Here is a 22,945-nt window from a genome sequence, read left to right on the forward strand (position 1 = left end):
ATCCAGTCGGGCTCAAGACAACGGCATAACACTGTGCGCCCGACTTCAGCACAGGTATGTCGTTGGTCTCGCAAATCCTGACGGATGCCATGGCCACGGCAGGTTGCCGAGAATGTTGACCAGAGCGCCGCCACACGTGTGACGGCCAGCTACTCCCCAAAGAGGCGCGCAGGATAGCAGCTGAATGTGAAAAAAACGTGAAATCCTTGATTGCCCTTGTCTTCTGTAGGAGAGAGCTTGCTCGCGAGCTGTTGGCTGGTCGAAAAGCTCGCTCCTAAAGGTTGCGGTTCAATGGCGCAGGTAGTTGAACCGCGGGTCTTTGAGCCATTCCTGCAATTCGATCTCGGCTTGCTCCAGGGCCGTGCGGTTCAGCAGTTTGCGCAGCAGTGCCACGTTGACTGCTCTTGAGCGCAGGTTGAAGGCCGGGGTGCTGTCGCTGTCGGTCGAGGGCTGGCGCACGCCGAGCTTTTCATACAGTTGCTGCAGGCGGTTTTGCACGCTGCGCAACGACAGGTTGCGACGCTGGGCGATGATCCGGTCTGTCAGGCCCAGGGCGATGTCCTGCAACACTTCGTATTCGGTATCGGTCAGGCCCAGCAACTGGTTCTGGCTCTTTTGCTGCACACCGCGCACTTCGCGATCGATCACGCATTGCTGCTCGATAAACAGGCTGCGCAGCGCCAGACGCAGGCGATCCTCGCTAGCGGTCTTGAGGATGTAGCCGTACGCCGCACCCTCGGGAACGATGCGCGAGATGCCCCGCACGTAGGCTTCGTCGGCATAGTTGGACCAGAACATGATGGAGGTGTGCGGGCGCTCGCGCCAGATCGCCCGTGCGGCTTCGACCCCGGTGCGCTTGGGCATTTGCAGGTCCATGACCACCGAGGCAATGGCAAATTCATGGGCCAGACGCTCGCCGGCCAGACCGTCTTCGGCTTCATGCAGGCGCTCGCATTCCGGCAGCGCGACCTCGATCACTTCCCTGAAAAAGGCGCGATGCACCGGGTCGTCTTCGATCAACAGGATTTCCATGGTGTCTTCTCTACCTATTCGGCCTGCGCTGGCAGTGGCAGGCTGACTTGCACGCAGGTGCCTTTATCATGCGGACCTTTCTCGATCTGCACCTGCGCGCCAAGCAGTTGTGCGCGTATGCGCATGTTTTTGATGCCGCCGGTTTCCAGTCGACTGACGCTGTCCAGCCCGGGGCCGTCGTCAACAATGGTCAGTTGCAAGTGGCTGCCGGAGGCGGTGATTTCGACGATGATCACATTCGGTGCCGCATGCTTGATCGCATTATTGACCGCTTCCTGAATGATCCGGAACAGGGCGATCTGCTGGGGTTCAGCCAGGTCGTTGGCCAGCCCGCCGGTGTTGTCACGCAGGCGCGTGACAATGTTTAAACCGCTGTTGCGAACGCTGCGCAGCAGCAGGTCTTCGAGCCCTTCGACAAAACCGAACAGCTGCAACACGGTAGGTTTGACCGCATCAATGATCAGTCTTAGCTCCTGCATGCTTTCTTGCAGGGCCTGGCCGACCGGGACCAACTCTGTCGCCGGGATCTGCTCCAGCAGTTGCAGGCGGGCAATACGCCGGTGCAGGCGGGTCATGTCGGCCAGGGTCTGGTCGTGAAGGTCCATGCCGATGCGCTGTCGCTCGTTTTCCAGTTCTTCGGTCAGGCGCAGCACACCCAGGCGCAGGCCTTCTTCGCGGGCCCGGATCTGCGCTTCGGCGATTGCCAGGTGCTTGGCCTGTTCGGTCTGGCGCAGGGCATATAGATAAGACGCCAGCAAGTCGGCTACATGCTGGGTGTGGCGCACATCATCGAGGGTGTAGAAGTTGGCAGCGTGGGTTGAGCAACTCAGGGCGCCGATCACTTCTCCCCGGGCACGCAACGGGACGTGCAGGCGGCTGCGTAAATTGGCATCGAAAATCGGGTGATTGAGCGCACCGGGGAACTGGAAGCGTTGGTCATTCATCGCATCATCGCTGAGGATATACGGCTCCATTCCCAGCAACAGCGCGCGGATGGGGCTGCGGGCAATCTCCAGCGGATGAAATGCAAAATCGCTCCAGGAGGTGTGCAAACCCGTTTCGTAGGCCGACAGGTGACTGTCGTCATCCAGCAACAGGCTGACGTCAAGATGATCGTGGGGCAGGATAAAACGGATCTCTTCGGAGACCGCTTCGATCATTGACTGAAAGTCCAGGCGCCCGGCCAGCGCGCGGGAAATCCCGAGAAAATGATGCAATACGTTTTCAGCTGCAATGGGGACTCTTTGGCTCATGTGCTGCAATCCGTCAGAGGCACACCCGCTGGCGGCCCGATACCCGAGTATGACCCAAAGCAGCGTCCGGTCAGGGGCAATAACCCTGCACATTTACGCGTTTCTTTTGCGGGTTCCCGCAGGTTATTTGCGCGCAAAGGGTATCAAGTGTGCATCAACGCCCCAGACAGAGGCCCGTGGCCCGATCAGACTGAGGGTGTCAATTAGCCCACAAAAATAACAAGGGTCATGTCATGGAACGTCACACGCTGCGTTGCGCCTTATTGTCCACTGCCTTGCTGATTACCCCCTTCATGCACGCCCAGGCCGACACGGCCGACAAAACCATCGCGCTGTCCAATAACTATGCCGGTAACTCCTGGCGCCAGAGCATGCTCAACAGCTGGCAGCAGACTACTGATCAGGCGGTCAAGGCCGGGATCATTGCCGGTGCGGACTCCTTCACCACGGGTGAAAACCAGGCCACCGAGCAGGCGGCGCAGATCCAGAATCTGATCCTGCAGGGCTACAACGCCATCGTGATCAATGCGGCTTCGCCCACGGCACTCAACGGTGCGGTCAAACAGGCCTGCGATGCGGGAATTGTTGTGGTGTCTTTCGACGGCATCGTCACTGAACCCTGCGCCTACAGAATTTCCATGGATTTCAAAAAAAGCGGCATGGATGGCATGGACTACCTGGCCAAGCGCTTCCCCGACGGCGCCAATGTGCTTGAAGTGCGCGGCCTGGCCGGGGTCTCGGTTGACGAGATGATTCACTCCGGGGTCGTTGCCGGCGCGAGCAAGCACCCGCAGTTGAAGGTCGTGGGCTCGGTCAACGGCAACTGGTCGCAGACCGCGGCCCAAAAAGCGGTGGCAGGTATCCTGCCCAGCTTGCCGAAAATCGACGCGGTGGTGACCCAGGGGGATGACGGCTTCGGTGTGGCCCAGGCCTTCACTGCAGCGGGCCGGCCACTGCCTGTGATCATTTTCGGTAACCGCGAAGAAGAACTGGCGTGGTGGAAAAAGCAGACAGACGCCAACGGCTACGAGTCGTTCTCGATCTCCAGCGCGCCGAGCATCTCCAGCCTGTCGTTCTGGGTCGCCCAGCAATTGCTCGACGGCAAACAGTTGCCCCATGACCTGCTGTCGCCCGCGATCAGCGTCACCCAGGACACCCTCGAAAGCTCGCTCAAAGGCCTGGAGAAGGGTGGGATCGTCAGTCACGTCTACAGCGTCGACGACGTTGCGCAACTGAAGAGCCCTGCACCTCAATAAGCGTGGCCGGTCGAGGAGAGTGCAATGACTGTTACTCAAGCAGCGCTGGTTGACCTCAAGGGGGTCGGCAAGCGTTTTGGCGCCGTGCGCGCATTAAATGACGTAGATCTGATGTTTCACTCCGGCGAGTGTCTGGGGCTGATCGGCCACAACGGCGCGGGCAAGTCGACCCTGATGCATATTCTGGCGGGGACGCTGGGAGCCGATAGCGGCGCGGTGCTGATGGGCGGTGCGGATGTGCGCAGTGGCTACTCGGTACAGGTGGCCCGGCAACACGGGATTCGCTGCGTGTTTCAGGAACTGTCGCTGTGCCCCAACCTGACCGTGGCCGAAAATACCCGGTTGATGTGCCCCGGCCTGCGCGGCTTTGGCTGGCGGCGCAAGGCGGGGGCATTGATTGTGGCCACTCTGGACAGCATTTTTCCGGGCCACGGGATCAGCCCGGGCGATGTGGTGGCGGATTTGCCCATCGGTCAGCGGCAAATGGTCGAAATCGCCCGTGCTTTTACCTGTGTGGATGAGCATCTGGCGCTGGTGATTCTCGATGAACCCACCTCGTCGCTGGATGCGCGAGTCGCCGAACAATTGCTGCGCCACGTGCGGTGCTACGTCGAGAGTGGCGGCTGTGTGGTGCTGATCAGCCACATTCTGGGCGAGATGCTCGCCACCTGTGACCGCATTGCGGTTATGAGCGATGGCTGTGTGGTCGAGGTGCGGGCTGCCAGTGCTTTCACCCACGCCTCACTGGTGGAGTGCATGGGCACGGTGAGCAAACCCCAGGATCAGGCTCAGGCGTTTATTTCCAGGCGCAACGGGCAGGCACCGGTGGTCGAGCAGTTGCCGGCACGCCAGCAGAACGGGCAGACGGTGGCCGCCTGGCCCGGTGAGATCGTCGGTCTGGCCGGGCTTGCCGGCCAGGGCCAGAGCCAATTGCTGGTGCAGTTGCTGCGCGAGCGGGTTGCCAGCGGGCAGCGGGTGGCCATGGTGGCAGGCGACCGGCAGACCGACGGGGTGTTCAGTTTGTGGTCGATTGCCGAGAACATCACCATCAGCTCTCTGGCGGCGCTCAGGCGCGGGGTGTTGATCGACCCGCAGGCAGAACAGGCGATGGCGGCCAAGTGGCAGCAGCGGATGAACATCCGCACCCCGGACATGAACAATCCGATTCTGTCGCTCTCCGGCGGCAATCAGCAAAAGGCCCTGTTTGCCCGGGCACTGGCCAGTGACAGCGAGCTGATTCTGATGGACGACCCCATGCGCGGGGTCGATGTGGGCACCAAGCGCGAGGTCTACGCCATCATCAAGGAAGAGGCGGCCCGCGGGCGCACCTTCATCTGGTACTCCACCGAACTTGAAGAGCTCAACCACTGTGATCACATCTACGTGTTTCGCAACGGTCAGGCTGTGGCAGACATGCCGCGCAATGAACTGAGCGAAGCGCAAATCCTGCGCAGTTCCTTTCAGGAGGAGGTGGCATGAACGCGCCTCAACCCATGACGTTAAAAAAACCAGCTGCGCCCAATGTTTCGGGATCGGCAACCGGGGCGGTGAATCGCGCCCGCTGGTTGCGCAACGCCTTGCCCGCCATTTCTCTGGTGGTGCTGCTGGTGACGATTTTCATCATGCAGCCACGGGCCATGAGTTACATGGGCATGAACCTGATGCTCAACCTGGCAGTGCCGATTGCCCTGGCCACCATCGCGCAGATGTTGATCATCACGGTCAACGACCTTGATCTGTCGCTGGGCAGTTTCATCAGCTTTGTGGCCTGCGTGGCAGCTACCTTGCTCAACGATCACCCGCTGCTGGGATGCCTGGTGCTGCTGGGCTGCATCGGGGTTTACGCGTTGCTCGGGGCGCTGATTCACACTCGCCGGTTACCGGCCATTGTGGTGACCCTGGGCATGTCGTTCATCTGGGTCGGCGGCGCCGTGCTATTGCTGCCCGCACCCGGCGGCAGTGCGCCGCAATGGTTGCAGGCACTGGTCAAAATCAAGACCCCGGTACTGCCGTTCGCCATTGTGGTGTGCGTGGTACTGGCCGTGGCGGTACACCTGTTTTTGATGCGTTCCAGGTTTGGCGTGGTCTTGCGTGGCGCCGGCGGTAACCCGCTGGCGATGGCCAAGGCCGGCTGGTCGCTGTTGCGGATCAAGGTCACGCTGTATGCCCTGGCAGGAGGCTTCGGTGTGCTTTCCGGGTTGTTCCTGGTGGGCCTGACCACCTCGGCCGACGCCAACATGGCGTTGCGTTACACCTTGCTGTCGATCGCCGGAGTGATTCTGGGCGGTGGCGAATTTACCGGCGGCCGGGTATCCCCCGTCGGTGCCGTGCTGGGGGCGTTGACGCTGGTGCTGGCCGGGTCACTGCTGTCGTTTATACGCATATCCCCCGACTGGCAGATCGGTGCCCAGGGCGCGATTTTGATCCTGGTGCTGGCCCTGCGCACTGCCGTCAACCGTCTGGAGGTACGTCCGGTATGAACCTGCCCATTGCTTTGAACCGTATTCGCAGCAAACCCTGGTTGTGGTCGTTTCTGGCGGCCTTGCTGGTATGGCTGGCCACCCTGGCGTTTACCGCCGGTGAGGGCGCGGGTGCGCTGACCTCCAGTGCGCTGTCGTTCTCGGCATTTTTTGTCATCGTCGGCGTGGGGCAGATGTTTGTCATCACCACCGGCCCCGGCAATATCGACCTGTCGATTCCGGCCAATATCGCCCTCAGTGGTGCGGTCGGCATGAAGTTGATGGACAGCCAGAACGGCCTGATTGCCTTGGGTGTGGCCGGGGTGCTGGGGGTTGGCGTGCTGGTGGGGTGCGCCAACTACGCGCTGATTCGCCTGCTGCGTATCCCGCCGATCATCGCCACCCTGTCGGCAAGCTTTCTGTTGCAGTCCATGGCCATTGCCTACGGGCGCAGCGTGCGGATCGCGCCGCCGGAGCTGTTCTACCAGTTCTCTACCGGCAAGTGGCTGGGCATTCCTTATCTGGCGCTGGCCGTCGCCTTGCTTACGGTACTCGCCGGTTACCTGTTGACGCGCACCCGCTATGGACGCTGGACCCTGGCCATCGGCCAGAACATGCGTGCTGCCGAACTGGCCGGCGTACGAGTCGAACGGGTGCGCTGGGCCACCTATGTGCTGAGTGCGGTGTTTGCCAGTGTCTGCGGGGTGCTGCTGGCCGGGTTTTCCGGAGGCGCGTCCCTGAGCATGGGCGAGGAATACCTGCTGGCATCGATTGCGGTGGTGGTGATTGGCGGCACGTCGGTAGCGGGCGGGTTTTCCAACGTGCCGGGCCTGTGGGGCGCGGCACTGTTTCTTTACTTGCTGGTGAGCATGCTCAACACCTTTGGCGCCAGCGCCGGTGTGCGGCTGATCCTCACCGGCGTCATCATAATCGCGGTAATTGCCGCCGTCAGCGGGCGCAAGACGCTGCGCAGCCTTTGAGGACAGAACCATGAATGATGATATCTACGAGTTTCACGACAAGCGTTTTCGCAGCCTGACCCTGCCCAACACCCAGCTTGAGCGCCTCTACGATAAGTGCCGCTGGGCAGAAGGCCCGGTGTGGTTCAACGACGGCGGCTACCTGTTGTGGAGTGACATCCCCAACCAGCGCATCCTGCGCTGGACCCCGGAGCAGGGAGTTTCGGTGTTTCGTCCGGCGTCCAATTTCGCCAATGGCAACACCCGCGACCTGCAGGGGCGGCTGGTGACCTGCCAGCACGGTACGCGCAGCGTCACCCGCACCGAACCGGATGGCAGTATCACCACCCTGGCCGATCAATATGAAGGCAAACGCCTGAACTCGCCCAACGACGTGGTAGTCCATCGCGATGGCAGTATCTGGTTCACCGACCCCACCTACGGCATCCTCAGCGATTATGAGGGCTATCAGGCCGAGCCCGAGCAGAGCGGGCGCAACGTGTTTCGCATCGACCCCGATACGTTGCACATCACCTGCGTTGCCGACGACTTCGAACAACCCAATGGCCTGGCCTTTTCGCCGGACGGCAAAACCCTGTACATCGCCGACTCAGCCCGTTCCCACGACCCGGATGCAGCCCACCACATCCGCGCCATGAACGTTATCGACAACTGCCGGCTGGGGGAGTCGAGGGTGTTTACCCATATCGAACCGGGGATTCCTGACGGGCTTCGGGTTGATGTGCAGGGCAACATCTGGACCAGCGCGGGGGATGGCATTCAATGTTTTGATGCCAACGGGGTGATGTTGGGCAAGATCAAACTGCCGGAAACAGTGGCCAATCTGACCTTCGGAGGGCCACGGCGTAACCGGCTGTTCATTACGGCCAATACCTCGCTCTACATGATTCATGTGGCAGTGGCGGGGGCGCAGTTTCCCTGACGGAGTCAGCATCCTGGTGTTGGTGGTCAGGTGCAGTGCCTGTGTTGCAGGCGCTGCGGTTGTTGATGCCCCTGCGGGGTGTATTGCACCTCCAGTCTTGCCTCAGCACGGGTTCATAGCGATAGCTGTTTAGCCCTGCGGCCAGTTTGAGCGGGTCGGGGCTCAGGTAGCGCCCTGTGCTTGGGTTGTAGTAGCGATGGCGGTGGTAATGCAGCCCGCTTTCGTCGTCGTAATACTGGCCCTGAAAACGCAGGGGATTGCTGATGTCGGCGATGTCGAATGTGTGTACGTTGCCGTAAGCGCGGTAGCAGGCCGACCAGACGATTATTGCGCACGGGTCGGTCAGCTCCAGGGGCGTGCCGAAAGGGTCGAGCTGATAGTGGAAAATTGAGCCGCCCGGGCCTTCGCCCTGGAGCAGGGCCAGAGGTTTACAGGTGCCTGGTTCATAGAGATAACTGCGGTAACAGGTACTTGCTGGTAAATCTTTTTGGCTGCTGCTTTCGCTGAGCAGGCACTCGCCCAGCCAGACAAACCGGGTGCTCCGGTCATCGACCTGTTTGGCGATGCGCCGGCCCAAAGCGTCATAGAGGTACTGGATTTCGCTGCCTTCAGGCAGGGTGATAGCCGTCAGCTGGTGCTGGCAGTCATAGCGGTAATGGCGTACCAGACGCTGACCTGCGCCGCGTCGCTCCTGGATCAGGTTGCCGTAGGCGTCGTACACGAAATGGCAGTCGCCCTGTATGAGCAGACGGTTGCCTTTGACATTGGCCGGGCTGCTGCGCCCCCTGCCGCTGGCGCTCTGGCGCAACAGGTTACCGGCCGGGTCATGCTCGAAACACTCTTCAGCCTTGCCCCTGACTGCGATCAGCCGCCCCTGGGGGTCGTAGCTGTAACTTTGCTGGCCATGACGGCTATCGCCAAGCAAGCGCAGATTGCCGCTGGCGTCGTATTGGTAATGGCGGCTGTAGAGCGGCCGGGTACCGAAGCCATGGTCGGGGCTGCGGGAGGTGATGGCATGCTCTTGCAATCGTCCTTGCTGGTCGTAGCGGTACTGGCTGTGCAGGTTGCCTTGCTGGCGGGAAATTTCGCGGCCGGCTTCGAATTGGTGTTCGCTGAGGCGTTCGCCATTGAGGTCAATGGCGCACAGGCCAGCGCCTTTTTGATAGTGATAGACCAGTTGGTTGCCGTCTGGCAGGTGGCAGGCGCTTAGCTGGCCAAGAACATCATATTGATAGCGCAGGATGGCCGGGCCCTGATGCTCGGTGATCAGCCGGTCCTGCAGGTCGTATTCGTAAACCAGCGGCCATTTGCCGTCGGTAACCCGGGTCAGACGGCCCAGGTTGTCGTAGGTGCAGGCGATCGTGCTGGCGTCGGGCAGGGTTTTGAGGAGCAGGCGCCCGGCGCTGTCACGCTGATAAAGGGTGATCAGTGGTTGTTGGTCAGGGTAATCCGCATCCGGGTATTCGATTTGCTCCAGCAGGCGGCCGTTGAGGTCGTAGCTGTAGCCAGTTTTGGTTCCATCAAAGCCGACTTCCTGACGGACAAGGCCGCCGGGATGGTAGTCGAGCAGGTAGTGTTCGTTACGTTCGTTTTCGATGCTGGTGAGCAACAGCAGACAATTGTCATAGCGGTAATTGAGCTGGCTGCCATCGGGGTTGATGCGGCTGCTGAGCATGGGCAGGTTGTCGGCATATTCGTAGCGGGTAATCTGCCCGCGCTCGTCCCGTTGGGCGACCACCTTGCCATAGGCGTTGTAGCTCCAGGCGCGGGTTTTGCCGCCGGGCAGGATCATTTGGCTCAGGCGTCCAAGGGCGTCCCACTGGTAGCGGGTGATGGCGCCGTACTGATCCTGAGCGGTTGTTTTTCGACCCCGCAGGTCATAGCTGTAACGCTGTTGCGTGGCGTCGGGCAGGGTCTCGTCCAGTAGCTGGCCAAGGCGGTTCCAGGTGAGCCGGTGATAGCCACCGTCGGGTAGCACCCTGGCACTGATTTGCCCCCTGCAGGTGTAGCTCCAGGTCGTGACATTTCCGTCGGGGTCGATTTGCCGGGTGATGTCGCCCCGGGCGTTGTGCTCGTATATCCAGCAGGCCAGGCCGCGTTGCACCTTGTGCAGGTGACCGTTCAAGTAGCTGTAAAACGTGGGTTCGTCGAGGGCCGGGATGACCGCCGAGAGTTGCCCGGCTTCGTTGTAGCGGTATCGGGTGAGGGTGCCCGCAGGGTCCTTTTCAGCAATCAGCCGGCCTTCCTCATCATGGGAGTAATGGTGTTCGGCACCGCCCGGTCCTGTGTGGCTGACGAGGCGGGCGTTGGCGTCATGGACCCAGGTGTGCTGGCTGCCATCCTGATGCCTGACCGTGACGGCGCCCCGGTCATCCCATTGATAGTCCACATGCATCTGCCCGAAGTTGGTCGTGTGGTGGATGCAGCGCGAGTGTTTGCCTGCGTGTTGCCAGGTCCAGAAAGACACTGCTCCGCCGGCCAGTTGCCGCTCCTGAATCACGTGCCAGGCGTCGTAGCGATACTGCTCGGTTTCTTGCAGTGCATTGCTGGCGCCGGTCAGTTGCCCGGCGTCGTTGTAGCGGTAAGTGACGAGCGTGTGCAGGGTGCTCCAGCGATCGGCCCGGGGCTGACCCCGGGCATCGCCGGATTCATGATTGTCGTCATAGTGCTGATAGTCCACTGCGCACAGCAAACCTTGCTGGTAGCGCAGCAACAGGGCGCGCCCGGCGCCGTTGTCGATGCGCTGCAGGCGTCCGAGGTGCCAGTCAATGTTCAGGCGATTGCCGTAGGCATCGCTGATGGCGGACAGTTTGAGGTCCTGAAAGTGAAAGAAACGGCAGTGCTTTCCCGCCTGGGCGATGATCAGTTCACCATCGGTGTCGCCCAGGTAGATGGTAGCGTTGACCTGCGCGCAGGTGATTGCCGGACGTTGCGCGCCGGGCCACACGAAGCGGGTCTGGCGATTCTCGCTATCGATCCACAGCAGACCGTCGTCATCCCGTTGCAGGTGGTGGCACAGGCTGTGGCTCCAGCCAAAGCCCAGATCACTGGCCGTGTCTACGAAACGGGTGCAATACAGGCGCGTCCATTCAAACGGCAGGGGCCCGTCGAGTGTGCCATCGCTCAGCCTGAGCCGTACTTCGCCGGTCACCATTGATACCGAAGGCCAGTTGCTCGGCTCCTGCTCGATAGCACCGGGGGGGCGGTCAAAAGAAGGGGGTTGAGGAGCCATGCCAAAACCTTCAGGGCTCAGGTTGTAGCGAGGCTGGGGCAGTGAACGGTACATCCGCTTTTCCTTGCGCTGCGGTCGTCCTGACGCAATTGAGCATCAGGATTTTTCGGTTACGCAAGTGTGCAAGGCTGCGTTGAGTCTGGCTGCAGGCCGTGTCTCTGAGATTCTAGGAATTGAGCGAAAGTTATGTAGGTAATTGGTTCTTCAAGTGTGGGATGCCCAGCCCAGGGCCACTGCTGTCAGCACCAGATAACGGGCGCCTTTGGCCACTGTGACAATTAGCACGAAGCGCCATAGCGGTTCGCGCATGACGCCGGCGATCATGGTCAGTGGATCGCCAATGATCGGCACCCAGCTCAACAGCAATGACCAGCGGCCGTAGCGAAGATAGAACTGTTGGGCCCTGGCGAGCTTTTGTTCACTTACCGGGAACCAGCGTTTGTGCCGAAAGTGTTCAACCGAGCGCCCCAGCAGCCAGTTCAGTATCGAGCCCAGAACATTGCCCAGGGTGGCCACGATCAGCAGGGTGGTTACCGCGTACTTACCGGAAAGCAGCATGGCGACCAGTACCGCTTCAGATTGCATTGGCAGCAATGAAGCGGCACCGAAGGCGGCCAGAAACAGCCCTAGATAGCTGGTGATTTCAAACACTGGGGTGTCCACAGGTGATGGGGGTACACACACTTGTTGCAGGAGCTTTTGTGAGGCTGCTGCGCCGCAGGGGTTTTAACATCATCCCTGAAGAGATACCGGGGTTTGTAGTGGGGTAGCAATATCTTGCAGCACATATGAAGCGGAATACGCCGCAGTTTTTTAGGAAGGGGCCTACAGCCATTGCTTCATACCTCGACAGCGACGGCACACCGCCAGACGTAGCCTTCGGCAACTGCTACGCAAAGCGGGTATTCCTGTAGTCGCTGACGAGGAACGAGGCTGCGATGGACTGCGCAGCAGGCCCCGTAACTGAAGGCCCTGTGGCCCTTATCGCAGCCTCGTGCCTCGTCATCGACTACCCACCGCCAAGCGTCCCGTCGAAAAGCCGTAAACACCGAATTAATCATTGGGCTGCAACGTATAAGTTCGATTGAAGTGTATATATCGCAACCACTTTCATAAGACTTCGTGGATATATATAGGAAAAGTCTCAGGTGATTTAAGAGAATTCCTAAGATGCAAAATCTGAATGTATAAGTCCTCATGAAAATTTATTATTTATTATTTGTTTTTAACGATCTGGACTGATTAGAATCCCCTCCGAATTTTTGTCATGCAACAGGCCAATCGTTGTATTTCTCCTTAGCCATCGCGCTTGAGGCTAAAGCCGTGAGCGTGCGTGCGCCGGCCCCTATAGAGCTGCTACTCGAAGTTGCGCCGCCCCCGTTTTCCATACCCGCAATACCACAGTTAACCAACACAACTTCGTCATTACCTGAAGCAGGCTTTGGCAACTGAAGTTACAGGATTTATTAGTCGCCAAGGAGGCCTGAACATGTCTACTCAACTGCGCACTTTTTTTGACCACAGCCGCCATAAACTGTGGGTACGTAATGTTACTTCGCCGCTCGACGTCCTCGCCTTCGAGGGCCGCGAAGGCCTGAGCCAGGTGTTCAACTACCGAATTGAATTCACTTGCACCGACACTGATATCGCGGCCGAATCCATGCTCGGCAAAAACGCCAGTTTCAGCCTCTACGCCCCCCTTAAACCGCTGCCCTATCGGGGGTTTGTCCGGCCCGAGATCAAGCCCCTGCGGGCATTGAACGGGGTCGTCAGCGGCTTCAGGCGCCTGAGTCGGATTTTTCTTCAGTGCGATGGAATGCCAAGGGGTTTTCCATTGAGTGGTTTGACAATGTCGACGCCCGCGGGCGGCCGTTAAGTTCAACTGACTACGTATTACAGAACGGGACTTTCTCGCGGCATGAAGTTGTGAGCCAGCAAAGCCAGAACCCGTAGTTATCCGGTTTGTTTTTTTAGAAGGAATAAGACATGCAGGGCATCATTCGCAAGGACGACAAAACAACCGGTGGCGGCACCGTTCTCGCTGGGTCCAGCGCCATGAAGTTCGGCGGTATCGGAGTGGCCCGTGAGGGCGATCCGGTGTTCTGCCCTGTGCCGGGCCATGGCCGCACGGTGATTGCCGAGGGCCATCCGGTATTTCGTGACAATGGAGTTCGGGTCGCATTTCACGGGCATCGCTGCGCTTGCGGTTGCACGTTGATTTCCTCATTGCCTGCTGCGGGGGCGAGCTAGCCATGCCGGTCAGACTGGATCAAGTCCCGGCTCTGGCTCCACGCCCGGCACGGCCCAGAGGCTGGCTGTGGCTGGGTGTACTGCCACTGCTGCTGTTACTGGCGGGCGCTGCGTTTTTGTTCGGGACTCAAGCATGGCGTCAACAGCCGGTCAGTTTCTGGGGCCTGGCATTGGGTCTGCCGCTGCTGGTCTGGTGCCTGCTCGGTTTCGCGCGGGTTTTGTTGTACTTCGGTCAGCAGCAGGTCGCTGACGGCTGGGACAAGGCACGTGAAGAGGGCTTGATTAACAAGGTCAGACGAGGTCGCCGGGTTCAGCAGGTACTGGCTGTCAGTCTGCACACCGCTCTGCAAGAACCGGGAGGGGTGCCGGCAGTACAACGGGATGCATTGTTGAGCGGGACCAGCGCTCTGGTAGCTCAGCCGTCTGTGCCGGGTGGCGCAGCGCTGCGTCAAAGTCGCTTGTCAGGCGACACCGATGAAGGCCCTGAACACCTGTTGCTGCGAGTACTGACGCAGGTACTTGCCGACCTTGCGCAACCCCTGACTCAGCTACCTGACGATACACCGCTGGGCTTGTTGCTGGAGGTCGAGAGCGGCTTGGCGCAGAACCTGTTGCAGCGGGTATGGCGACAGGCCTGGAGCGAGTCCGGGATCCGCCAGTCGACCGTGCCGGTTGAAGGCGGCGGGCTGAAGGCGCTGGATCAGTGGCTCGACCACCGTATAGGTGATCAGGCGTTGCTGTTGGTGGTGGCGTTCCAGTTTATGCCGCAACAGCCTGAAGGGACGGCTGAAGCGATGGTGGGGCTGCTGCTTGGCAACCGCCTGACGCAATCCACCCTGCCATCTATAGCCTGCCTGCATCGCCCGGAGCAGGAGCGCCAACCCACTGCAGACGCCTTGCTCCATGCCGCACGCCAGTCTCTGGACTGGGTACCGCTGGACGCGCCATCCATCAAGCAGACGTGGCGGGTGGCGGTTGCTGCACAGCGTGATGCCGGCGTGTCCTCGGTCATGGCAGCTGTGCCGCTCCCGGCGAAGTACAGCGAAGGGGCTTGCAACCTGGATACGGTGCTGGGGCACCCGGGCAAAGCGTCGCCCTGGCTGGCGATCGCCGCTGCAACACAGTCCATTCAATGCGGCGCCGGGCCGCAGTTCATTTTCAGCGGGGGCAGCTGTGTTGATACAGGGCTCTGGAGCACGGTCGTGACGCCTGTGCCATCGCTTTCGAAATAGGAATTTCCCATGCAGTTTCGACGTGTTGTGTGGTTGGCAATCCTACTGATCGTGGTGTTGCTGATCGGTACGAGCCTTGGTGTATTGGTCTGGCATAACCCGCAAGTGGTGGGGTTCAAGTCTGGCAGTGAACGCCAGGCAATGGGGTTGTGGGTGATCGGCGCCACGACCTTGCTTCTGGTGATGTGCATCGCTGGCTACCATTTGTTGGGGCAGCAGTTGGGGCGCTCGGCTTACCGCGAAGTGGAGGCGGATAATGTGCCACCGCCTGCACCGGCTGGCGGGCCTGAATCTGAAGAAATGGGTTTGCTCAAGGCTCACCTGCGTGATCAATACGGCCTCTTCTGGCGCTATAAAGTCCGGCTGTTGCTGGTGGTGGGTGAGCCGGCAGAAATCGAAGCCGTGGCTCCGACCCTGGCCGCGCAGAAGTGGCTGGAGGGGCAGGGCACCGTGCTGTTGTGGGGTGGCAGCGCGCTGCTGGCGGCAGAGTCGTTCCAGCGCAATTGGGCCGGGCTCAGCCGCTGGCGTGCGCTGGACGGGGTGGTCTGGGCATTGACTGCAGCCCATTACGCCGATGACGGGGCAACGACCTCGGGTGCGCGGCAGTTGCAGAGCCTGGCCCGCAGCCTGCACTGGCAGTTGCCGTTGTACCTGTGGCAGGTCTGCGAGAGTGCCTGGCCGCAGCCCTCGCGCAAGCTGCAGGAGGTCGGTTGCCGGTTGCCTGCACGAGACAGCGCTGCGGCGCTGGAAACTGCGCTGAATACCTTGCTCGAGCCTCTGCGTCGTGAGGGGCTGGAGCAGATGAACACCGACAGGAGTCACGATTTTTTGCTGCGTCTGTCGCGGGATTTGCAGGTCGGGGGCATTGCCCGCTGGCGGTGTACCCTGGCGCGGCTGGCCGCCTGTTTCGGCCATGGCGTGCCGTTGCGCGGGTTGTGGTTCAGCCTGCCGCTGGCGGCCCCGAGCCATGAATCGAAACACGACTGGCTGGCGCCTGCGGCGTGGCACGGGGTGCTGGGCGACAAGTCCGGTCGCCGTCGATTGGGCTGGAGCGTTCCGCGGGTTGCTTATGGCCTGGCGCTGGGTCTGGCGTTGGTGTGGGGCGCGGGGTTGTTGCTGTCGTTTATCAGCAACCGGGTGCAGATCGCCCAGGTGCAAAGCGCCTTGGCGGCGTTGCAGCAGCCGGGCAATGCGGACGAGCAACTGAGGGCGTTCAACGATCTGGTGCGCGAGCTGGGACGCCTGGATTATCGCGCCGAACATGGCGAGCCCTGGTATCTGCGTTTTGGCCTGAGCCAGAACCAGCACCTGCTGGACGTCATGTGGCCGCGCTATGTCGAGGCCAACAATAGCGTGCTGCGTGACCTGACGACGGCCAGGTTGCAGCGCCAGCTCAATGCCTTGATCCGCTCGCCGGCGGGCAGCCCGCAACGGGCCGAACGGGCGCAAGGCGCCTATGCACAATTAAAGGCGTACCTGATGCTGGCGCGCCCGGAAAAAGCCGATGCGAGCTTTTTGGTCAAGGCGCTGGGCACCGCCGACCCGCTGCGCGAAGGGGTGTCGCCGGGGCTCTGGCAAGCGCTGTCGCCGAGCCTGTGGCAGTTCTACGGTGAGCATCTGGCGGCGAATCCGCAGTGGGCCATCAAGGCCGACCCGGGGCTGGTGGCGCAGGCGCGCCAGATCCTGCTCAGCCAGTTGGGCCAGCGCAATGCCGACACCCACTTGTACCGTCAGGTGCTCGACGCGGCGGCCCATCACTACCCCGATTTGAGCTTGCAGCAGATGGTGGCTGAAACCGACGCGGCGGCGCTGTTCTCCACGGCGGCGCGGGTGCCGGGGGTGTTCACCCGCCAGGCCTGGGAGGGTCAGGTGCGCCGGGGGATTGAACAGATCGCCGACGCCCGGCGCGAGGAAATCGACTGGGTGCTCAGCGACAATCAGGCCGAGATCGCCCAACAACTGACCCCTGACGAACTGCGTGAACGCCTCACCGAACGCTACTTTCAGGACTACGCCAACGCCTGGCTGGATTTTCTCAACAGCCTGCGCTGGCAGCAGGCCGCCAGCTTGCCGGGGGTGATCGATCAATTGACCCTGATGAGCGATGTGCGCCAGTCACCGCTGATTGCGCTGATGAACACCCTGGCCTATCAGGGCCAGGCCGGCACCCGCAGCCAGGCCCTGGCTGACTCGCTGATGAAGTCGGCGCAGCAGTTGATGAACCAGGACAAGGTCGAAGCGATCGACCAGCAAGTCCGGGGCCCGGGCAGCCCGCTGGACGCCACGTTCGGTCCGCTGCTGAGCCTGCTGGGCAAGGACCTGGCGGGCAATACCGAGACCGAGCGCTTGAGCCTGCAGGCCTACCTGACTCGGGTCACCCGGGTGCGCTTGAAACTGCAGCAAGTGAGCACCGCGCCCGACCCGCAGGCCATGACCCAGGCGCTGGCGCAAAGCGTGTTTCAGGGCAAGAGCATCGACCTCACGGACACCCGGTCCTACGCCAGCCTGGTGGCCGCCAGCCTGGGCGAACAGTGGAGCGGCGTCGGCCAGACCCTGTTCGTGCAGCCGCTGGAACAAGCCTGGCAACGGGTGCTGCAGCCCTCGGCGGCAGGGCTCAACAGCCAGTGGCAGCGGGCGATTGTCAGCGACTGGCAGGCGGCTTTTGTCGGGCGCTACCCGTTTGCCGACACCCGCAGCGATGCCTCGCTGGCGATGCTGGGGCAAATGATTCGGGCTGATTCGGGGCGCATCGAACGCTTTTTACAAAGCCAGCTGAGCGGGGTCTTGCGCAAGGAAGGCAGCCGCTGGGTGGCCGACCCTCAGCATGCGCAGGGCCTGCGTTTGAACCCGCAGTTTGTGGCGGCGATCAACCAGCTGAGCCACTTGGCGGATGTGCTCTACACCGACGGTGGCATGGGCCTGAGCTTTGAGTTGCAAGGCAAAGCGGTGCGCGATGTGGTGCAGACCACCTTCATTTTCAACGGGGCCAAACATGAGTACTTCAACCAGCGAGAGTTCTGGCAGCGCTTCAACTGGCCGGGCAGCAGCGACCATCCGGGGGCGAGCCTGAGCTGGATCAGCGTGCGCACCGGCGAACGTTTGTTTGGTGATTACCCGGGCACCTGGGGGTTGATCCGCCTGCTGGAACAAGCCCGGGTCACGCCGCTGAATGATGGAGAGAGCCGCTACCGGCTGGTGCTCGATGCCCCGGACGGGCTGGGTTTGACCTGGCACCTGCGCACCGAACTGGATGCCGGGCCGCTGGCCTTGCTCAAGTTGCGCAACTTCACGCTGCCGGGGCAGATATTCCTTGGCGAGAACGGCGCAAAAACCCTTTGAAACCCCTCGTAGCAGCTGACGAGTGAAACCGGAGCCATTGTGCACGCTGGATTACGGTCGCTGCGCGACCGGACGTAGCCTTCGGCGACTGCTACGAAAAGCGGAGTTGTAGTCGCTGACGAGGAACGAGGCTGCGATAAGGGCCGCAGGGCCTTCAATTGCGGGGCCTGCTGCGCAGTCCATCGCAGCCTCGTGCCTCGTCAGCGACTACAGGTGGGCGGCAATGAGCGTGATGGTCGCTGCGCGACCGGACGTAGCCTTCGGCGACTGCTACGAAAAGCGGAGTTGTAGTCGCTGACGAGGAACGAGGCTGCGATAAGGGCCGCAGGGCCTTCAATTGCGGGGCCTGCTGCGCAGTCCATCGCAGCCTCGTGCCTTGTCAGCGACTACAGGTGGGCGGCAATGAGCGTGATGGTCGCTGTGCGACCGGACGTAGCCTTCGGCAACTGCTACGAAAAGCGGAGTTGTAGTCGCTGACGAGGAACGAGGCTGCGATAAGGGCCGCAGGGCCTTCAATTGCGGGGCCTGCTGCGCAGTCCATCGCAGCCTCGTGCCTCGTCAGCGACTACAGGTGGGCGGCAATGAGCGTGATGGTCGCTGCGCGACCGGACGTAGCCTTCGGCGACTGCTACGAAAAGCGGAGTTGTAGTCGCTGACGAGGAACGAGGCTGCGATAAGGGCCGCAGGGCCTTCAATTGCGGGGCCTGCTGCGCAGTCCATCGCAGCCTCGTGCCTCGTCAGCGACTACAGGTGGGCGGCAATGAGCGTGATGGTCGCTGCGCGACCGGACGTAGCCTTCGGCGACTGCTACGAAAAGCGGATTAAGCATCCCTTCCTCAAGCTACAGGCTGGGAGCGGTGGGGCTACAGCGGGTATGACCAACTACAGGTCGGATTCACACAAAAAAGTCAGCTTTTTATCTGTTCGAATGATCCTCAACGACCCGCTTGACGGCGGCTTCGAAGTTCGATCACAGACCAGGGTAACTGACATGCAAATGCCGAAAACCATTGAGATCAAAAACGGTGAGAAAGTCACTGCAACGTTCTCTGCCCAGGAATATGCCAATCGCCAGGCCAAGCTGCGCGCGTATATGGCGCAGAACAATATTGATGCGGCGGTGTTTACCTCGTATCACAACATCAATTATTACAGCGATTTCCTGTACTGCTCTTTCGGGAGGCATTACGCGCTGGTCGTGACCCAGGATGGTGCGGTCACCATCAGTGCCAACATCGATGGCGGCCAGCCATGGCGCCGGACCATGGGTACCCACAATATTGTGTATACCGACTGGCAGCGCGATAACTACTTTGTCGCGATCCAGCAGGTACTACCGAGTGCAGGGCGCATCGGTATCGAGTTTGATCATTTGAACTTGCTCAATCGCGACAAGCTCGCCAGCCGTTACCCGCAGGCCGAACTGGTGGATATTGCCGCACCGTGCATGCGTATGCGCATGATCAAGTCAGCAGAAGAACACGCGATTATCCGTCATGGCGCACGAATTGCAGATATCGGCGGCGCTGCCGTTGTTGAAGCCTTGCGCGACCAGGTCCCGGAATACGAAGTGGCCCTGCATGCAACCCAGGCGATGGTGCGCGAAATTGCCCGCACCTTCCCGGACTCCGAGCTGATGGACACCTGGACCTGGTTCCAGTCGGGGATCAATACCGACGGCGCACACAACCCGGTGACCACGCGCAAGGTGAGCAAGGGCGACATTCTGAGCCTCAATTGCTTCCCGATGATTGCCGGTTATTACACGGCTCTGGAGCGCACGCTGTTTCTGGATCACTGCTCCGACGAGCATCTGCGCTTGTGGGAGGTCAACGTCAAGGTGCATGAAGCCGGGTTAAAGCTGATCAAGCCGGGCATGCGTTGCTCGGATATTGCGCTGCAACTCAACGAGATATTCCTGGAGCACGACCTGCTGCAGTACCGGACCTTCGGCTACGGCCACTCGTTTGGCACCCTGAGTCACTACTATGGCCGCGAGGCCGGGCTGGAGCTGCGTGAAGACATCGATACGGTGCTCGAACCGGGCATGGTGATCTCCATCGAGCCGATGATCATGATCCCTGAAGGGCGGCCGGGGGCGGGCGGCTATCGCGAGCACGATATTTTGATCGTCAATGAGCAGGGCGGGGAAAACATCACCCGTTTCCCATATGGCCCGGAGCACAACATCATCAAGAAATAGTTTTACGACGACTGCGTCGCCGATCGCAGCCTTCGGCAGCGCCTACAGATTGGCGCATGTGTAGGCGCTGACTCGCAGAGCGAGGCTGCGATCGATTGCGTAGCGATCGTAAAACCGGTCAATCGCTTTAACGGTCGTTGCCAAGAACCCGCGCATGCGTGCCCAGACGCGCAGCGCTTGCTGACCCATTACCCCTGCCAAGAACAACACAATGAGGGTATTTGTCATGTCCCATGTCCCGGCTTTGCTGTCCGTTTTCCACGCCGCCACCTCTTGTTCGGGAGGTGCCCGATGAGTACTCCAGGTGCAATCCTCACCCTGACTGCAGCACAAAACACCGAGCGTCTGAGCGAGCGCAAGGCCCTGCGCCGCGCCGCAGTAGCAAGCTTTATGGGCAACTTTGTAGAGTGGTTTGACTACGCAGCCTATGGCTACCTGGCGACAGTGATTGCGCTGACGTTCTTTCCCCAGACCGATGCGGCCACCGGTTTGCTGGCTACCTTCGCGGTGTTCGCCCTGTCGTTTATCGTGCGCCCGATCGGTGGCCTGGTCTGGGGGCATTTCGGCGACAAGTACGGGCGCCGCAGCGCCTTGTCGTGGTCGATTCTGATCATGACCGTCTCGACCTTTTGTATCGGTATTCTGCCGGGCTACAACCATATCGGTCTGTGGGCCCCGGCCTTGTTGCTGCTGATTCGTCTGGTCCAGGGTTTTTCGGCTTCCGGTGAATATGCCGGGGCCTCGGCGTTTCTGGCGGAATATGCCCCCGACGGCAAGCGCGGGTTTTATACCAGCATCGTGCCGGCGAGCACGGCTGCCGGCCTTCTGTTCGGCGCGGTGTTCGTTGCCGGCATGCACAGCCTGATGACCGTCGAGAACCTGCATGACTGGGGCTGGCGCCTGCCGTTTTTACTGGCCGCACCCTTTGGTCTGGTGGGGCGTTATATCCGCATGAGTTTGCAGGATTCACCCAAATTCCTGGAGATGGAGCAACGGCTGGAGGCCAAGGAGTGCGCGACCCATGCGCCGATTCGTGAGCTGCTGACGGTTCACCGCCGGGCTGTGATGATCGGAATTGGCGTGACCTGCCTCAATGCCGTGGCCTTTTACCTGTTGCTCAGTTACATGCCCACCTACTTGTCGACGGAAATGGGCATGAGTGAGAGCGATTCATTTATCGCCTCGACCGTATCCCTGGCGACCTATATCGGTCTGATCTTTTTGATGGGCAAGCTGTCCGACCGCTTTGGCCGCAAGACCATGCTGGTGACCGCATCGGTGCTGTTCCTGCTGCTGACGTTTCCGCTGTTCGGCATGCTCGGCAACCCGTCGCTGGTGGTGATTTTGATGATCCAGATTGCCTTCGGCGCCATCCTGGCGATGAACGACGGTACCTTGCCGTGCTTCCTGGCCGAGATATTCCCGACCCGGGTACGGTTCAGCGGTTTTGCCTTCAGTTTTAACGTGGCCAATGCCTTGTTTGGAGGCACCGCACCGTTTATTGCCACCTGGCTGATTCACCTGACCGGCAACAAGATGGCTCCGGCCTGGTATTTACTGGCGGCGGCCGGCGTGGCGCTGGTGGCGATGCTGGCCAGCCGGGAGACTGCGCACAAAGCCTTGCAGGACTGATACCCGGCTTCTACAGAAGCGGGCTTGCTGTCGTCAGCAAGCCCGCTTTGTGCTTAATGCACCGCAACCTGTTTGCGTTCGCCAATGGGTGAAACCCCGAACAGGCGGCTGTAGCACTTGGAAAAATGCGCGGCCGAGACAAACCCGCAGGCCAGGGCGATATCGCGGACCTGGGATTCGCTGCGCAGCAACAGGCTGCGGGCCCGGGCCAGGCGCAGTTCGAGGTAGTACTGGCTTGGCGTACGCTGCAAGTGCTTGTGAAACAGGCGCTCCAGTTGGCGCACCGACACTTCGTTCAAGCGCGCCAGATCCTCAAGGCTCACCGGTTCTTCAAGGTTGGCTTCCATGATGGCGACTACCTGGCTGAGCTTGGGCTGTGAGGTGCCAAGCTTTTGCCGCAGCGGCACGCGCTGTTGCTCCTGGGCACCACGGGCGCGATCGCATAGCAGCAGTTCGGCGGCATGGGCTGCAATCTCCCGGCCGCCCGGTTCGCGGGCAATCAATTGCAGGGTCATGTCCATCGACGCCACGCCGCCCGAGCAGGTGTAGCGATCACGATCCAGTTCGAACAGCTGGTTGGAGATGATGATGCCCGGGAAGTGGTCCTTGAGGGTTTCAATGTCTTCCCAGTGGATGGTGCAGCGATAACCCTTGAGCAGACCCGCACGGGCCAGCCAGTAACTGCCGGTGCAAATGCCGCCCAGTGCCACCTGCTCATGGGCCAGCTTGCGCAGCCAGTTGAGCACGGGCCGGCTGCTGAGGTGGGACACGATGGGGTTGGAACCGACCACCAGCAGAATATCCAGTTTCGGGGTGTCGCCAACGGCATGGTCGGGGAGGATGCGCATGCCGTTGCTGGCGATGACCGGGTCCATGTTCGGGGCAATGATCACACTGCGAAACATCTCGCGCCGCGCCGCCATATTGGCCATGCGCAGGGTCTCGATGGCCGAGGCAAAACCGATGGTGGTGAAGTTTGGTATCACCAAAAAGCCCACGGTTTTCACTGTGGGCTGATTGATGGTTGATGCTGTTACTGGTGTAGCCATCCTCAGGTTCCTCCTTATGCTCCGGGACGCGTCTGGCGTCGGGGTTCACACGGTTCATTACAGCCGGGGGGACGTTCAGCCCCGGGTATGAACCATGCTTTGCAAG

Annotated in this window: 16 protein-coding genes, 1 pseudogene and 1 riboswitch; of the genes and pseudogenes, 11 read left to right on the forward strand and 6 right to left on the reverse strand. The window is 60.8% G+C overall.

What is annotated here, in order from left to right:
• A riboswitch (yybP-ykoY riboswitch) is annotated at positions 1-173 on the reverse strand.
• Between the two features lie 115 nt (positions 174-288).
• Positions 289-1,032 carry a response regulator transcription factor gene (locus tag AOC04_RS06935; protein WP_060691831.1) on the reverse strand — a complete coding sequence of 248 codons (744 nt, stop codon included), beginning with the start codon at positions 1,030-1,032 and terminating at the stop codon, positions 289-291.
• Between the two features lie 14 nt (positions 1,033-1,046).
• Positions 1,047-2,285 (reverse strand): GAF domain-containing sensor histidine kinase, encoded by a 1,239-nt coding sequence (locus AOC04_RS06940; RefSeq protein WP_060691833.1) that lies wholly within the window; start codon positions 2,283-2,285, stop codon positions 1,047-1,049.
• A gap of 233 nt (positions 2,286-2,518) precedes the next feature.
• Between AOC04_RS06940 and AOC04_RS06945 the strand changes: the two genes are divergently transcribed.
• The 5 genes from AOC04_RS06945 to AOC04_RS06965 are packed head-to-tail and all read left to right on the forward strand — an operon-like array spanning position 2,519 to position 7,902.
• On the forward strand, positions 2,519-3,541 hold the full coding sequence (locus AOC04_RS06945) for an ABC transporter substrate-binding protein (protein WP_060691835.1): 1,023 nt from the start codon (positions 2,519-2,521) through the stop codon (positions 3,539-3,541).
• Between the two features lie 24 nt (positions 3,542-3,565).
• Positions 3,566-5,020, forward strand: a complete 1,455-nt coding sequence (locus AOC04_RS06950) for a sugar ABC transporter ATP-binding protein (protein WP_060691837.1) — start codon at positions 3,566-3,568, stop codon at positions 5,018-5,020.
• Complete coding sequence (locus AOC04_RS06955; protein ID WP_060691839.1) at positions 5,017-6,021, forward strand: ABC transporter permease; 1,005 nt, start codon at positions 5,017-5,019, stop codon at positions 6,019-6,021. Before AOC04_RS06950 ends, AOC04_RS06955 begins: the two co-directional genes overlap by 4 nt.
• Positions 6,018-6,980, forward strand: coding sequence for an ABC transporter permease (locus AOC04_RS06960; RefSeq protein ID WP_060691841.1), 963 nt, complete (start codon positions 6,018-6,020; stop codon positions 6,978-6,980). The genes AOC04_RS06955 and AOC04_RS06960 overlap by 4 nt, the downstream gene beginning before the upstream one ends.
• A 10-nt stretch (positions 6,981-6,990) precedes the next feature.
• Complete coding sequence (locus AOC04_RS06965; RefSeq protein WP_060691843.1) at positions 6,991-7,902, forward strand: SMP-30/gluconolactonase/LRE family protein; 912 nt, start codon at positions 6,991-6,993, stop codon at positions 7,900-7,902.
• Between the two features lie 109 nt (positions 7,903-8,011).
• On the opposite strand, the pseudogene AOC04_RS06970 reads toward AOC04_RS06965, so the two are convergent.
• Both AOC04_RS06970 and AOC04_RS06975 read right to left on the reverse strand, forming a co-directional pair.
• A pseudogene (locus AOC04_RS06970) lies at positions 8,012-11,062 on the reverse strand (RHS repeat-associated core domain-containing protein); the annotation flags it as partial.
• A 276-nt stretch (positions 11,063-11,338) separates the two neighbouring features.
• A complete protein-coding gene (locus tag AOC04_RS06975) occupies positions 11,339-11,785 on the reverse strand; it encodes a YqaA family protein (protein ID WP_060691847.1) in 447 nt (148 codons plus the stop codon).
• Between the two features lie 838 nt (positions 11,786-12,623).
• Here AOC04_RS06975 and AOC04_RS06980 point away from each other — a divergent pair.
• The 5 genes from AOC04_RS06980 to AOC04_RS07000 all read left to right on the forward strand — a co-directional run bounded on the left by AOC04_RS06980 (position 12,624) and on the right by AOC04_RS07000 (position 20,158).
• A complete protein-coding gene (locus tag AOC04_RS06980; RefSeq protein WP_060691849.1) occupies positions 12,624-13,010 on the forward strand; it encodes a hypothetical protein in 387 nt (128 codons plus the stop codon).
• Between the two features lie 110 nt (positions 13,011-13,120).
• Positions 13,121-13,384 carry a PAAR domain-containing protein gene (locus tag AOC04_RS06985; protein ID WP_060691851.1) on the forward strand — a complete coding sequence of 88 codons (264 nt, stop codon included), beginning with the start codon at positions 13,121-13,123 and terminating at the stop codon, positions 13,382-13,384.
• 2 nt (positions 13,385-13,386) lie between these two features.
• On the forward strand, positions 13,387-14,616 hold the full coding sequence (locus AOC04_RS06990; protein ID WP_060691853.1) for a hypothetical protein: 1,230 nt from the start codon (positions 13,387-13,389) through the stop codon (positions 14,614-14,616).
• Positions 14,617-14,625: 9 nt separating this feature from the next.
• On the forward strand, positions 14,626-17,955 hold the full coding sequence (locus AOC04_RS06995; RefSeq protein ID WP_060691855.1) for an ImcF-related family protein: 3,330 nt from the start codon (positions 14,626-14,628) through the stop codon (positions 17,953-17,955).
• 991 nt (positions 17,956-18,946) lie between these two features.
• Positions 18,947-20,158 carry a M24 family metallopeptidase gene (locus AOC04_RS07000; RefSeq protein WP_060696892.1) on the forward strand — a complete coding sequence of 404 codons (1,212 nt, stop codon included), beginning with the start codon at positions 18,947-18,949 and terminating at the stop codon, positions 20,156-20,158.
• 42 nt (positions 20,159-20,200) lie between these two features.
• Here the strand turns inward: AOC04_RS07000 and AOC04_RS07005 are convergent, their stop codons facing one another.
• Entirely contained in the window at positions 20,201-20,386 is a 186-nt protein-coding gene (locus AOC04_RS07005) for a hypothetical protein (protein ID WP_060691857.1), read from the reverse strand.
• A 63-nt stretch (positions 20,387-20,449) separates the two neighbouring features.
• Here AOC04_RS07005 and AOC04_RS07010 point away from each other — a divergent pair, with 63 nt between their 5' ends.
• Positions 20,450-21,790, forward strand: coding sequence for an MFS transporter (locus AOC04_RS07010; protein ID WP_060691859.1), 1,341 nt, complete (start codon positions 20,450-20,452; stop codon positions 21,788-21,790).
• A gap of 53 nt (positions 21,791-21,843) precedes the next feature.
• Here AOC04_RS07010 and AOC04_RS07015 read toward each other — a convergent pair whose 3' ends face one another.
• Complete coding sequence (locus AOC04_RS07015; RefSeq protein ID WP_060691861.1) at positions 21,844-22,839, reverse strand: GlxA family transcriptional regulator; 996 nt, start codon at positions 22,837-22,839, stop codon at positions 21,844-21,846.
• Positions 22,840-22,945 lie beyond the last annotated feature (106 nt).

Origin of the sequence: Pseudomonas versuta (assembly GCF_001294575.1) — a bacterium.
Taxonomy (GTDB): Bacteria; Pseudomonadota; Gammaproteobacteria; order Pseudomonadales; family Pseudomonadaceae; genus Aquipseudomonas; species Aquipseudomonas versuta.